The following is a 13,082-nucleotide window of genomic DNA, read 5'->3' as shown; positions in this document are numbered from 1 at the left end:
CGGACCGCACGGGCTGTCCAGCGGCGCCCGGTGACTGCGAGACTTGGGGGCATGGACAGCTCGGCAGCGAAAGCAGTGACCGTCGACGACGTGCGCGGTGCGCACAAGATGCTCTCCGGGGTCGCCCGGGTCACCGCGATGGAGGGAAGCAGGTACCTGTCGCAGCTGGTCGGCGCCCCCGTGCACCTCAAGTGCGAGAACCTGCAGCGCACCGGCTCGTTCAAGATCCGCGGCGCGTACGTGCGCATAGCCGGGCTGAGTCCCGTCGAGCGGGCGGCCGGCGTGGTGGCGGCGAGCGCGGGCAACCACGCGCAGGGCGTGGCGCTGGCCGCCAGCCTGCTGGGCGTGCGCTCCACCGTCTTCATGCCGGTCGGCGCCCCGCTGCCCAAGGTGGCGGCGACCCGCGAGTACGGGGCCGAGGTGCGGCTGCACGGGCAGGTGGTGGACGAGACGCTGCGGGCGGCCCAGGAGTACGCCGAGTCCACCGGCGCGGTGTTCATCCATCCCTTCGACCACCCGGACGTGGTGGCCGGCCAGGGCACGGTGGGCCTGGAGATCCTGGAGCAGTGCCCCGAGGTCCGCACGATCGTGGTGGGGGTCGGCGGCGGCGGCCTGGCGGCCGGCATCGCGGTGGCGGTCAAGGAGCTGCGCCCGGACGTGAAGGTGGTGGGCGTGCAGGCCGAGGGCGCCGCCGCGTACCCGCCGTCGCTGGCCGCCGGCCACCCGGTCGCGCTGGAGAAGGTGGCCACGATGGCGGACGGCATCATGGTCGGCCGTCCGGGGGACGTGCCGTTCGGCATCGTCGGCTCCCTGGTGGACGAGGTCCGCACCGTCTCCGAGGACGAGCTCTCCAGCGCGCTCCTGCTGTGCCTGGAGCGGGCGAAGCTGGTGGTGGAGCCGGCCGGGGCGAGCCCGGTGGCGGCCCTGCTGTCGGCGCCGGACGCGTTCGAGGGCCCGGTGGTGGCTGTGCTCTCCGGCGGCAACGTCGACCCGCTGCTGATGCAGCGCATCCTGCGGCACGGCATGGCGGCGGCCGGGCGGTACCTGTCGCTGCGGCTGCGGCTGAGCGACCGCCCCGGCGCCCTGGCCACGCTGCTGGGCGTGCTCTCCGGGACGGACGCCAACGTCCTGGACGTCAGCCACGTGCGCACCGACCCCCGGCTCGGGCTGACCGAGGTGGAGGTCGAACTGCACCTGGAGACCAAGGGGCCCGAGCACTGCCGGGCGGTGGTGGAGGCGCTGCGCCGCTCCTCGTACACGGTCCTGACGAGCGTGTGAGACGGCTCCGGGGGCCTGCGGCAGGGCTCTGACCAGGCTCTTCCGGCGCATGCCGGTCGAATGTCGGAGGGGTGCGCAAAACTGGCACCGCGCGGAGCGGGCGAAAGCCGTTGACGGGGGGCGCCGCGGGTCGGAAGACTCGCGGTGACCGCGTACGGGGGCGTCGGTCCGCCGGTCCGACCCCGCCCCCGGGCGGGACGGACCGCCGTGGTGGGAGCCGCGGGGCGCGCACCCCGGGACGACCACGACACGCTGGGAGAACCATTCATGCCGGGTGCCATCCACGCAGAGGGTCTGGTGAAGACCTTCGGCCGCGTGCGGGCCCTCGACGGCGTCGACCTCGACGTCCCCGAAGGCACCGTCCTCGGTCTCCTCGGCCCCAACGGGGCGGGCAAGACGACGGCGGTCCGCGTCCTGACCACGCTGCTGCGCCCCGACGCCGGCCGCGCGGTCGTGGCCGGCCACGACGTGCTCACCGCACCGGACGAGGTGCGCCGGTCCATCGGCCTGTCCGGGCAGTTCGCGGCGGTCGACGAGTACCTGACGGGCCGCGAGAACCTGCGGATGGTCGGCGAGCTGTACCAGATGGGCTCGCGGGCCGCCCGGGTGCGCGCCGCCGAACTGCTGGAGCGGTTCCACCTCACCGACGCCGGGGACCGGCCCGCCAAGACCTACTCCGGCGGCATGCGCCGCCGCCTCGACCTGGCCGCCGCGCTGGTCGTCAGCCCGCCGGTGATGTTCATGGACGAGCCGACCACCGGGCTCGACCCGCGCAACCGGATGGAGCTGTGGTCGGTCATCCAGGACCTGGTGGCGGACGGCACCACCCTGCTGCTCACCACCCAGTACCTCGAGGAGGCCGACCAGCTGGCGCACGACATAGCCGTCGTCGACCACGGAAGGGTCATCGCCCGCGGGACCGCGGACGAGCTCAAGGCCCGCATCGGCGGCGAACGGGTGGAGATCGTCGTCCACGACCCCGGGCGGATCGCCGCGGCCGTCGGCGTGCTGGGCGGCTTCAGCCGGGGCGAGGCCGTCGTCGACCGGCACACCCGCCGGATCACCGTGCCGGTGCAGGGCGGGGCCAGGCTCCTCGCCGAGGTCATCCGGGAGCTGGACGCCCGGGGCGTCGAGCTGGACGACATCGGCCTGCGCCGTCCCACCCTCGACGACGTCTTCATGTCCCTGACCGGCCGCGCGGCCCTGGAGGAGGACGCGGACGGGCCCGGGGAACCGGGAGGACCCGGGAAGCCCGGCGACCGCACCGCCCCGGCCCCCGCGGGGGCCGCCGCCGCGGAGCCCGCACACCCGAAGGAGGCCGAGTGATGCCGGCGACCCCCCGCACCGCAGCCGCCCCGGCCGTCCGCCGCCGCGGGACCGTGGCCCGGTCGCTGCACGACTCCCTGGTCGTGGCCAGGCGCAACCTGATCCGGATGCTTCGCATCCCGGAAGTGGTGATCTTCGGCCTGGTCCAGCCGGTGATGTTCGTCGTGCTGTTCTCGTACGTCTTCGGCGGCGCCATCCCGGTCCCCGGCCAGGAGGCGGCCGACCCGGTGGTCTACCGCGAGTACCTGATGGCCGGGATCTTCGCCCAGACCGTGACCTTCGCGACCGCGGGCGCCGCGGCGGGCATCGCCGAGGACATGCACAAGGGCCTGGTCGACCGCTTCCGGTCGCTGCCCATGTCCCGCGGCGCGGTCCTGACCGGCCGCACCCTGGCCGACCTGGTGCAGACCGCGCTGACCGTGCTGGTCCTCGTCGGCTGCGCGGTCCTGGTCGGCTGGCGCATCCACGACGGCTTCCCCCGCGCGCTGGCCGCCCTCGGCCTGCTGCTCCTGCTCGGCTACGCCTTCTCCTGGATCGGCGCGCTCATCGGCCTGTCCGTGCGCACCCCCGAGGCGGCCACCTCCGGCGGGCTGGTCTGGCTGTTCCCGCTGACCTTCGTCTCCAACGCCTTCGTGCCGGTCGGCGGCATGCCCGGCTGGCTGCAGACGGTCGCCGAGTGGAATCCGTTCAGCGCCACCGTGCTGGCCTGCCGGCAGCTCTTCGGCAATCCCGAGGGCACCGTCTCCGACGCCTGGCCGATGCAGCACCCGGTGCTCGCCTCGGTGCTGTGGTCGGTGGCGATCCTGCTGGTGTTCCGCACCCTGGCCGTGCGCAAGTACCGCTCCGCGGCCGTGTGAACGGCACGCCCCGGGGGGCCGGCCGCGGGTACGCCCGAAGCCGTACCGCGGCCGGCCCCCCGGGGCCCGTGCGTCCCGTGCTCAGCCCTGGTAGGGCTTGACCGCGAGGATCCGCACGGAGGCCTTCTTGCCGTTGGGCAGCTCGTACTCGGCGTCGTCGCCGACCTTCTTGCCGTTCACGCCCGAGCCCAGCGGGGACTGCGGCGAGTAGGTCTCGACGTCGGAGCTGGGGTACTCGCGGGACGCCATCAGGAACGTCATGGTGTCGTCCGGGTCGCCGTCGAAGGCGATCGTGACGACCATTCCCGGAGCCACCACGCCCGTGTCCGCGGGAGCCTCGCCGACCTTGGCGGTCTCCAGCAGCTGGGTCAGCTGGCGGATGCGGGCCTCCATCTTGCCCTGCTCCTCGCGGGCGGCGTGGTAGCCGGCGTTCTCCTTGAGGTCGCCCTCCTGGCGAGCCTCGTCGATCTTCCTGACGATCGCCGCGCGGGCAGGACCCGACAGTTCCTCCAGCTCGGCCTTGAGCTGGTTGTACGCCTCCTGGGTCAGCCAGGTGACGCTGTCGCTCGTCTGGGTCACGGGTGCTCCTCGTCGGTACTGGGACTGCCCCGCGCAGCGGTGCTGCGGGGCCCTAGCGGATAAAGGCAACGCCCTAACCGGAAGACTGCGCCTTCACGGCAGGGCGAAACCACGACCCTAACAATTCCGGCCGCGAAAGGGGAGGAAATATTCCTCCCGGCGGACATCGTGCCAGGTCAGGGCGGGGCGGGGAAGACGTCCGGCCGGGGCGGCGCCGGGGCGGCGGGGGAGGACGGCGGCGCCGGGGCGGCGGGTCAGGCCGGGCGGCAGCCGACGAGGGTGACGGTGGTGGCCCGGGCGGTGGTGCGCACGGTCACCACGGTGTCCACCCGGGAGGCGGGATCGTCGATCCGGACGTCCCTGCGGCCCACCTCGTTGGTGTCCTCGGCCTGGGCGCGCAGCGTGCACACGGCCGCCGTGCCCTCCTCCTTGCGGACCTCCAGCTGCGCCTGGACCGAGGAGTCCGAGACCACCTTGAACTTGATCATCTCCGCGCTGACCTCCTGGCCGGACACGTAGGACCAGCCCAGCCAGCCCACCACCAGCACGAACAGCACGCCGAGGACGGCGCCCAGGCGGCGCAGGAACCGGTCGGACCGGGCGTCCGCGCCCTCCCTGCCGTAGCGGTCCCGGAGGGAGTCGGGCGGCGGAGTGGCGGTCATGGTGTTCCTCTTCGCGGAATACGGAAATGTTCGAGGCCCTTCGTCCGTCACTATAGGAGGCGTCTTCCACCACTTGTGACCCGAGGATCGAGCCTTGACTGAGCAACTGCGACTGATGGCGGTCCATGCGCACCCCGACGACGAGTCGAGCAAGGGCGCGGCCACGATGGCCAAGTACGTCAGCGAGGGAGTCGACGTCCTGGTGGCGACCTGCACCGGCGGCGAGCGGGGGTCGATCCTCAACCCCAAGCTCCAGGGCGACCCCTACGTGGAGGCGAACATCCACGAGGTCCGGGCCAAGGAGATGGAGGAGGCCCGGCAGATCCTCGGCGTACAGCAGGCGTGGCTCGGCTACGTCGACTCCGGCCTCCCCGAGGGCGACCCGCTGCCCCCGCTGCCCGAGGGCTGCTTCGCGCTGGTCGACGTCGCCGAGGCGGCCGGCACCCTGGTGAAGCTGATCCGCGAGTTCCGCCCGCACGTGATCACCACCTACGACGAGCACGGCGGGTACCCGCACCCCGACCACATCATGACCCACCAGATCTCCGTGGCCGCCTTCGAGGCCGCGGGCGACCCGGAGGCCTACCCGGAGGCCGGCGAGCCCTGGCAGCCCCTGAAGCTCTACTACAACCAGGGCTTCAGCAAGCAGCGCACCGTCGCCCTCCACCACGCCCTCCTCGACCGAGGCCTGGAGTCGCCCTACGGCGACTGGATCAAGCGCTGGGAGGAGAGCGACCGCCCGGAGCGCAACCTGACCACCCACGTGCCCTGCGCGGAGTTCTTCCCCGTCCGCGACAAGGCGCTGATCGCGCACGCCACCCAGATCGACCCCGACGGCTTCTGGTTCCACGTCCCCATGGAGCTCCAGCAGGAGGTCTGGCCCACCGAGGACTACGAGCTGGCCAAGTCCCTGGTGGACACCTCCCTCCCCGAGGACGACCTCTTCGCGGGCATCCGGGAGAATTGATCCCGTGAACACGACTGTGAACCTGGCCCTCACCCACCTCGTCCCGCTCGCGAAGGAGCTCGACGAGACGAAGGTGACCCCCGGAGTCCTCGGCTTCATCGTCTTCGCCGTCATGGGATGCGCCGTGTGGCTTCTGATGAAGAACATGAACAAGCAGTTCGGCCGGATCGACTTCGAGGAGGCCCCGGCCGACGCCCCGAAGCGCACCGCCCCCGGCGGCGAGCCCCGCAAGGCCTGACCCGCCCGACCCGGCCCCGGCCGGCCGGCGCCCCGCGCCGCCGGCCGGTCCGGCGCGCCTCCGCGCGGCCTGACGCGTGGGTTCGGGGTACGAGCAGCTCATCCGCCGGGTACAGCTGTCGCTGTACCCGTGAAGGAGGAAGGCCGTGAGCAGCTACACGCGCTGGCAGGACATCCGGGCCGAGCACGTTGCCCGGGCCGGCGGCGAGGAGGCCGTGCAGGCGGGTAAGGAGGAAATGCTCGCGGAGGTCACCGGGCGGCGCCTTGCGGAGCTGCGCCGCGCCCGTGGGCTGACGCAGCAGGAAGTGGCCGACCGGATGGGCGTCCGTGGCGGCGACGCGGCCTCCGCACGGGGTCGACCGGTCGTCGCGGTCGGACGGGAGGACGGCGACGGGTGCAGGCGGGATGTGTGAGGCTGGTGCCGGTGAACTCACAGACCCAGTAGTCGGCGGTGCTTACACGTCTCTGATGATCACGCGCTTCCCGCAGAGCTTCGACCAGTCGTCACGGTCAGAGGTCAAAACGATCACGGGGGTCGGGACGCGGAGCGCCAGCGCGGCGACCAGGGCATCGATCGCGTACTTGTGCCCGTGCAGCCCGCCTGCGTCCTGAAGCAGCTCCACGGCAGTCAGGGAGTCGTCCTGGCTGACCGGTTCCACTCGCAGTCGGGAGAGCACCCACTTCAAGCGCGCCAGATCGGTCTTCCCGTGTACGGCTTCAACAACGGTCAGCGCGGACACGAAGACGGGAACCCCAGCCTGCCGGGATGCCTCGATGCGAGCCGCCATACCGCGGTCGTTGCGCAGGAGCAGAGAGAGCGCCTCGGAGTCGAGCACCAGCGAGCGGGCCGGCTGCTCCTTCACGCGGCGCCCCGCTCGACATCCTCGGCGTTCACGTCTCCGAACAGCTCGCGACGAGCCGCTTCGATCTCCTGCTCCGTGAGCGCGCCGTGCTCCTCCTCGTGCGACGCCACGATCTCGGCGAGCCCGTCCATGGCGAGCCGGTGCTTGACGGCTTCGGTGATGTAGCTGGACAGCCCGCGGCGGCCGGTTCGGGAGCGGAGCTCGCTGACCAGCTCGGTGGGCATGGACACGGAGATGTTCTCAGTGGTCCCGGCTCGAGTCTGCTTCATGGCCGAAGTGTAATACGGCATCTATTACAACGAGAAGCCTTGAGGTGTCGGCACTGACGAGGGGGTGACGGCGGAGGCGCGCGGCCGCCCGGGGGTGGCCGCGCGCTTCGCTTCAGCTTTTGTACTGGCGTATTGATCAGAGGCTCATGGGGTTCTCGTCCAGGACGTAGCGGACGTGCGGGCCATCGCCGGGGCGGGATGTGTGAGGCTGGGGGCATGGTCAACCGACTCGCTGACTCCACCTCCCCGTACCTGCTGCAGCACGCCGACAACCCCGTCCACTGGTGGCCGTGGGGCGACGCGGCGTTCGAGGAGGCCCGCAGCCGGGACGTCCCCGTGATGCTGAGCGTGGGCTACTCGTCGTGCCACTGGTGCCACGTGATGGCTCACGAGTCCTTCGAGGACGAGGCCACGGCCGACTACCTCAACGCGCACTTCGTGTCGGTGAAGGTGGACCGGGAGGAGCGCCCGGACGTCGACGCCGTCTACATGGAGGCGGTGCAGGCCGCCACCGGGCAGGGCGGCTGGCCGATGACGGTCTTCCTCACCCCGCAGCGGGAGCCGTTCTACTTCGGCACCTACTTCCCGCCCGAGCCCCGCCACGGCATGCCCTCGTTCCGGCAGGTCCTGCAGGGGGTGCGGGCCGCCTGGGCCGACCGGCGCGAGCAGGTCGGCGAGGTCGCCGGGCGGATCGTCGCCGACCTGGCCGGGCGGTCCTTCGCCGACGGCGCCCCCCACCCGCCCGGCGGCGCGGAGCTGCACGCCGCGCTGATGCAGCTGAGCCGGGACTACGACACGCGCCACGGCGGGTTCGGCACGGCGCCGAAGTTCCCCCCGTCGATGGTGCTGGAGTTCCTGCTGCGGCACCACGCCCGCACCGGTTCCGAGGCGGCGCTGCAGATGGCCCGGGACACCTGCGACGCCATGGCCCGCGGCGGCATCCACGACCAGCTCGGCGGCGGCTTCGCCCGCTACTCGGTGGACCGCGGGTGGATCGTGCCGCACTTCGAGAAGATGCTGTACGACAACGCGCTGCTGCTGCGCGCCTACACCCACCTGTGGAGGGCCGACGGCTCGGAGTCCGCCCGCCGGGTCGCGCTCGGCACCGCGGACTTCATGGTGCGCGAGCTGCGCACCGCCGAGGGCGGCTTCGCCTCCGCCCTGGACGCGGACAGCGAGACGGCCGACGGCGGCCGCGCCGAGGGCGCCTTCTACGCGTGGACCCCGCAGCAGCTGGCCGAGGTGCTGGGCGAGGAGGACGCGCAGCTCGCCGCCGCGCACTTCGGCGTCACCGAGGAGGGCACCTTCGAGCACGGCGCGTCCGTGCTGCGGCTGCCCGGGGACGCGGTCGCGGACGCCGGCCGCGTCGAGGCGGTCCGGGCCGCGCTGTTCGAGGCGCGGGAGCGCAGGCCCCGCCCGGAGCGCGACGACAAGGTGGTCGCGGCCTGGAACGGGCTGGCGGTCGCCGCCCTCGCCGAGGCCGGCGCGCTCCTCGACCGCCCCGACCTGGTCGAGGCCGCCACGGCCGCCGCCGACCTGCTGGTGGCCGTGCACCTCACCCCCGCAGGACGGCTGCTGCGCACCTCCAGGGACGGCACGGCCGGGCCCAACGCGGGCGTCCTGGAGGACTACGGGGACGTCGCCGAGGGCTTCCTGACCCTGTACGCGGTCACCGGCGAGACGGCCTGGCTGGAGCTGGCCGGGCAGCTGCTGGACGCGGTGCTGCGGCACTTCACCGGTGACGACGGCTCCCTGTTCGACACCGCCGACGACGCCGAGCAGCTCATCCGCAGGCCCCAGGACCCCACCGACAACGCGGCCCCGTCCGGCTGGACGGCCGCGGCCGGGGCGCTGCTGTCCTACGCGGCGTACACCGGCTCGGCGCGGCACCGCGAGGCGGCGGAACGGGCGCTGGGCGTGATCACCAGGCTGGCCGGCCGGGTGCCGCGCTTCGTCGGCTGGGGACTGGCGGTGGCCGAGGCGGCGCTCGACGGCCCGCGCGAGGTCGCCGTGGTCGGCCCGGCCGGCGACCCGGCGACGGCGGCCCTGCACCGCACCGCCCTGATGGCCACGGCCCCCGGCGCGGTGGTCGCGGTGGGCGAACCGGACCCGGCGGCCGCGCCGGCCGCGCCGGACGGGCAGGCACAGGACGGGCAGGCACCGGACGGGCAGGCACAGGGCGGGCAGGTACCGGACGGGCAGGCACCGGACGGGCGGTGGCCGGACGGCGGGGACGCGGCGCCCCTGCTGCGCGGGCGTCCGCTGCTGGCCGGCCGCCCGGCGGCGTACGTGTGCCGGAACTTCACCTGCGAGGTGCCGACGGCGGACGCGGACGAGCTGGCCGAGCGGCTGGGCGTGCGGGAAGCGCACTGACCGCCGCGGCGGAGGACTGCGGCGGCCGGCCGGGCCGCACGCCCCTCCGCCCCGGCGGGCGGCGCCGTGCCCGGCCCGCGCCCGGCCCGCAAATCGGGCCCCGGCCCGCGCCCGGCCCGCGCCCGGCCCGGGCGCGGGGCGTCAGCCCCGCAGGGCGTCGGTGAGGAGGGCCAGGGTGCGGTCGAGCAGGTCCGGGAGTTCCTCGTGGCTGCCGGTCTCCGCCCAGTCCAGGAGGGCCTCGTGCCAGGCCGCGAGGAAGGCTGAGACGAGCAGCCGGGCCTGCAGGTCGTCGGCCGGGCGTCCGGCGCGTTCGGCGACGACCCGGGCCAGGGAGCGGCCGGCGGCGGCCGAGGTCGCGGCCATCCGGCTGCGGACGGCCGGGACGCGCTGGGCGATCCGCAGGAACTGGAGGGTCTCCTCGGGGTCCTGCGCGAGCTGCAGCCGCAGCTGCTGGAGCAGGGCCTGGCGCACGGACTCCGCGAGGGGCTCCCCGGCGGGCCGGTCGCGCAGCGCGGCCTCGACGAGGGGTTCGTAGCCGTCGCCGAGGAGGACGTCCTCCTTGGCGGGGAAGTAGCGGAAGAACGTGCTGGGGGAGATCTCGGCCGCTTCCGCGATCTGTTCGACGGTGGTGGCTTCGTACCCCTGCTGTTCGAAGAGCAGGCGGGCGGCCCGGCGGATCGCCCGGCGGGTCTTGATCTTCTTGCGCTCGCGGAGGCCGACGGAAGGCGTGCTGACTGAGGCCATGCCGGTCATTGTCCGACAAGCCCGCCGCGGGCGGACCGGGGGTGGTGGCGCGGGCCGCGCGGCCGCGGCGTCCGGTGTCCCCGCAGGTGCCCCGCGGGAGCCCGGCGGGAGCCCCGCGGGGGCCCGGCGGGAGCCCCGCGGGGGCCCGGCGGGAGCCCCGCGGGGGCCCGGCGGGGGCCCGGCGGCGGTGCGTGCCGCACCGCCGCCGCTGCCTCAGGCGTGGTTGTAGGCCACCAGCGAGATGCCCACGTAGTGGGCGACGAACGCGGCCAGGGTGAAGCTGTGGAAGACCTCGTGGAAGCCGAACCAGCGCGGCGAGGGGTTGGGCCGCTTGATCCCGTAGATCACGCCGCCGACGCTGTAGAGCAGGCCGCCGACGACGACCAGGACCAGGACGGCGACGCCGCCGGTGCGCAGGAAGTCGGGCAGGAAGAAGACCGCGGCCCAGCCGAGGGCGATGTAGCAGGGCGTGTAGAGCCAGCGGGGTGCGCCAACCCAGAAGACCCGGAAGGCGATGCCCGCCAGCGCCCCCGCCCACACCAGCCACAGCAGCACTTCGCGGCGCCCCTCGGGCAGGAGCAGGATCGTCAGCGGGGTGTAGGTGCCCGCGATTATCAGGAAGATGTTCGCGTGGTCCAGGCGGCGCAGGACGGCGTTGGCCCTGGGCCCCCAGTTCCCCCGGTGGTAGACGCCGCTGACGCCGAACAGCAGGCAGGCCGTGACGGTGAAGACCGTGCAGGCGATGCGCCCGCGCGTGCTCTCGGCCAGGGCGATCAGCACGATCCCGGAGACCAGCGCCGCGGGGAACATCCCGGCGTGCAGCCAGCCCCGCAGGCGGGGTTTGACGAGGCGCGGTAGATCCAGGGCTTCGGGAGCGGCAGACTCGGATGCAGCAGGCATGCCGGAATGCTACCTACGGAACCGTAGGTTACGCGCGCGTACGGAGGTGGTGCCGCTCACCCCGGCCGGGTCCGCAGTGCTCGCGGGGGCAGCGCGGGGGGCGCTGTTCCGCTATGCGGACACAGGCGTTACGATCCGCAGACACCCTCACATTCTGACGCCCGGTCGGTGCGGACCGGGCGGGACGGAGCAATCGTGGTGCGCAACGATGCGTTTTCCGCCAATCCTCCCACCGGGCACCGTGGCCTGATCGAGTGGGTCGAGGAGATCGCCGCCCTCACCGAGCCCGACGAGGTCGTCTGGTGCGACGGCTCGGAGGAGGAGTACCGGCGTCTGTGCGACCTCCTCGTGGAGAAGGGCACCTTCAAGAAGCTCGACCCGGTCAAGCGCCCCGACTCCTACCTCGCCGCCTCGGACCCCACCGACGTGGCCCGCGTGGAGGACCGGACCTTCATCTGCTCCGAGAAGGAGGAGGACGCGGGCCCGACGAACAACTGGAAGGCCCCCGCCGAGATGCGGGCGGTCTTCGGCGAGATCTTCGCCGGCTCCATGCGGGGCCGGACGATGTACGTCGTCCCGTTCTGCATGGGCCCGCTGGACTCCCCGCTCTCCGCGCTCGGCGTGGAGATCACCGACTCCGCCTACGTGGCGGTCTCGATGCGCACCATGACCCGCATGGGCCAGGAGGTGCTGGACCGGCTCGGCACCGACGGCACGTTCGTCAAGGCGGTCCACACCGTCGGCGCGCCGCTGGAGCCCGGGCAGGCCGACGTGCCGTGGCCGTGCAACACCACCAAGTACATCTCGCACTTCCCCGAGACCCGCGAGATCTGGTCCTACGGATCCGGCTACGGCGGCAACGCCCTGCTGGGCAAGAAGTGCTACGCGCTGCGCATCGCCTCGGTGATGGCGCGCGACGAGGGCTGGCTGGCCGAGCACATGCTGATCCTCAAGCTGACCCCGCCCACCGGTGAGCCCAAGTACGTCGCCGCCGCCTTCCCCTCGGCCTGCGGCAAGACCAACCTGGCGATGCTCCAGCCGACGGTCCCCGGCTGGACTGTGGAGACCATCGGCGACGACATCGCCTGGATGCGCTTCGGCGAGGACGGCCGCCTCTACGCGATCAACCCCGAGGCCGGGTTCTTCGGCGTCGCCCCGGGCACCGGCGAGCACACCAACGCCAACGCGATGAAGACCCTGTGGGGCAACGCGATCTTCACCAACGTCGCGCTCACCGACGACGGCGACGTGTGGTGGGAGGGCATGACCGAGGAGCCCCCCGCCCACCTGACCGACTGGAAGGGCAACGACTGGACCCCGGCCTCAAAGACCCCGGCCGCGCACCCCAACGCGCGGTTCACGGTCCCGGCCGCCCAGTGCCCGACCATCGCGCCCGAGTGGGAGGACCCCAAGGGCGTGCCGATCTCGGCGATCCTCTTCGGCGGCCGCCGCGCCTCGGCGGTGCCGCTGGTCACCGAGGCGTTCGACTGGCAGCAGGGCGTCTTCCTGGGCGCCAACGTCGCCTCGGAGAAGACCGCCGCGGCCGAGGGCAAGGTCGGCGAGCTGCGCCGCGACCCGTTCGCCATGCTGCCGTTCTGCGGCTACAACATGGGCGACTACTTCGGCCACTGGATCGAGACCGGGAAGAAGGCCGACCCGGAGAAGCTGCCGAAGATCTACTACGTGAACTGGTTCCGCAAGGACGCCGCCGGCCGCTTCGTGTGGCCCGGCTTCGGCGAGAACAGCCGCGTGCTCAAGTGGATCGTCGAGCGGCTCGACGGGCGGGCCGAGGGCGTCGAGACGCCGATCGGCGTCCTGCCGACCCGCGAGGCCCTGGACACCGAGGGCCTGGACCTCCCCGAGGAGGACCTGGAGCTGCTGCTCACCGTCGACCGGGACGTGTGGCGCGAGGAGGCCGCCCTGGTGCCCGCGCACCTGGAGACCTTCGGCGAGCACACCCCGAAGGAGCTGTGGGACGAGTACCGCAAGCTCGTCGAGCGCCTGGGCTGACCGGCCCCCGGTCCCGG

General features: G+C 73.0%; 14 protein-coding genes. 8 read left to right on the top strand and 6 right to left on the bottom strand.

The features are described 5' to 3' along the window. Positions 1-51: 51 nt before the first annotated feature. From ilvA to GQS52_RS09550, 3 genes are all read left to right on the top strand, one after another. Positions 52-1,278, top strand: a complete 1,227-nt coding sequence (gene ilvA, locus GQS52_RS09560; RefSeq protein ID WP_182312985.1) for a threonine ammonia-lyase — start codon at positions 52-54, stop codon at positions 1,276-1,278. Between the two features lie 267 nt (positions 1,279-1,545). Then, positions 1,546-2,604: an ATP-binding cassette domain-containing protein gene (locus GQS52_RS09555; protein WP_182312984.1), complete on the top strand. Its 1,059-nt coding sequence runs from the start codon at positions 1,546-1,548 to the stop codon at positions 2,602-2,604. Next, positions 2,604-3,461: an ABC transporter permease gene (locus GQS52_RS09550; RefSeq protein WP_182312983.1), complete on the top strand. Its 858-nt coding sequence runs from the start codon at positions 2,604-2,606 to the stop codon at positions 3,459-3,461. The genes GQS52_RS09555 and GQS52_RS09550 overlap by 1 nt, the downstream gene beginning before the upstream one ends. Before the next feature lie 81 nt (positions 3,462-3,542). Here GQS52_RS09550 and greA read toward each other — a convergent pair whose 3' ends face one another. Beyond that, positions 3,543-4,040 carry a transcription elongation factor GreA gene (gene greA, locus GQS52_RS09545; protein ID WP_182312982.1) on the bottom strand — a complete coding sequence of 166 codons (498 nt, stop codon included), beginning with the start codon at positions 4,038-4,040 and terminating at the stop codon, positions 3,543-3,545. A gap of 254 nt (positions 4,041-4,294) precedes the next feature. Next, positions 4,295-4,702, bottom strand: coding sequence for a DUF4307 domain-containing protein (locus GQS52_RS09540; protein ID WP_182312981.1), 408 nt, complete (start codon positions 4,700-4,702; stop codon positions 4,295-4,297). 94 nt (positions 4,703-4,796) lie between these two features. Between GQS52_RS09540 and mca the strand changes: the two genes are divergently transcribed. The 3 genes from mca (at position 4,797) to GQS52_RS09525 (ending at position 6,319) form a co-directional block, all read left to right on the top strand. Further along, positions 4,797-5,669 carry a mycothiol conjugate amidase Mca gene (gene mca, locus GQS52_RS09535; protein WP_182312980.1) on the top strand — a complete coding sequence of 291 codons (873 nt, stop codon included), beginning with the start codon at positions 4,797-4,799 and terminating at the stop codon, positions 5,667-5,669. Beyond that, complete coding sequence (locus GQS52_RS09530; RefSeq protein WP_182316332.1) at positions 5,665-5,907, top strand: hypothetical protein; 243 nt, start codon at positions 5,665-5,667, stop codon at positions 5,905-5,907. Before mca ends, GQS52_RS09530 begins: the two co-directional genes overlap by 5 nt. Before the next feature lie 145 nt (positions 5,908-6,052). Beyond that, positions 6,053-6,319 (top strand): transcriptional regulator, encoded by a 267-nt coding sequence (locus tag GQS52_RS09525; protein WP_182312979.1) that lies wholly within the window; start codon positions 6,053-6,055, stop codon positions 6,317-6,319. 42 nt (positions 6,320-6,361) lie between these two features. On the opposite strand, the gene GQS52_RS09520 is transcribed toward GQS52_RS09525, so the two are convergent. Next, entirely contained in the window at positions 6,362-6,769 is a 408-nt protein-coding gene (locus GQS52_RS09520) for a PIN domain-containing protein (protein ID WP_182312978.1), read from the bottom strand. Next, positions 6,766-7,038 (bottom strand): hypothetical protein, encoded by a 273-nt coding sequence (locus tag GQS52_RS09515; RefSeq protein ID WP_182312977.1) that lies wholly within the window; start codon positions 7,036-7,038, stop codon positions 6,766-6,768. Before GQS52_RS09515 ends, GQS52_RS09520 begins: the two co-directional genes overlap by 4 nt. A gap of 216 nt (positions 7,039-7,254) precedes the next feature. Between GQS52_RS09515 and GQS52_RS09510 the strand changes: the two genes are divergently transcribed. Beyond that, positions 7,255-9,411 carry a thioredoxin domain-containing protein gene (locus GQS52_RS09510; RefSeq protein WP_182312976.1) on the top strand — a complete coding sequence of 719 codons (2,157 nt, stop codon included), beginning with the start codon at positions 7,255-7,257 and terminating at the stop codon, positions 9,409-9,411. Positions 9,412-9,552: 141 nt separating this feature from the next. Here GQS52_RS09510 and GQS52_RS09505 read toward each other — a convergent pair whose 3' ends face one another. After that, positions 9,553-10,155 carry a TetR family transcriptional regulator gene (locus tag GQS52_RS09505; RefSeq protein ID WP_182312975.1) on the bottom strand — a complete coding sequence of 201 codons (603 nt, stop codon included), beginning with the start codon at positions 10,153-10,155 and terminating at the stop codon, positions 9,553-9,555. Between the two features lie 213 nt (positions 10,156-10,368). Further along, a complete protein-coding gene (locus GQS52_RS09500; protein ID WP_182312974.1) occupies positions 10,369-11,055 on the bottom strand; it encodes a hemolysin III family protein in 687 nt (228 codons plus the stop codon). Between the two features lie 195 nt (positions 11,056-11,250). Between GQS52_RS09500 and GQS52_RS09495 the strand changes: the two genes are divergently transcribed. Continuing rightward, entirely contained in the window at positions 11,251-13,065 is a 1,815-nt protein-coding gene (locus tag GQS52_RS09495) for a phosphoenolpyruvate carboxykinase (GTP) (protein WP_182312973.1), read from the top strand. The last annotated feature ends 17 nt before the right edge of the window (positions 13,066-13,082 follow it).

The sequence above is a fragment of the Streptomyces sp. SCUT-3 genome (assembly GCF_014083985.1).
GTDB classification, from domain to species: Bacteria; Actinomycetota; Actinomycetes; order Streptomycetales; family Streptomycetaceae; genus Streptomyces_H; species Streptomyces_H thermolineatus.
The sequence above is the reverse complement of the archived record's forward strand: the minus strand, read 5'-3'. Positions and strand labels throughout refer to the sequence as shown.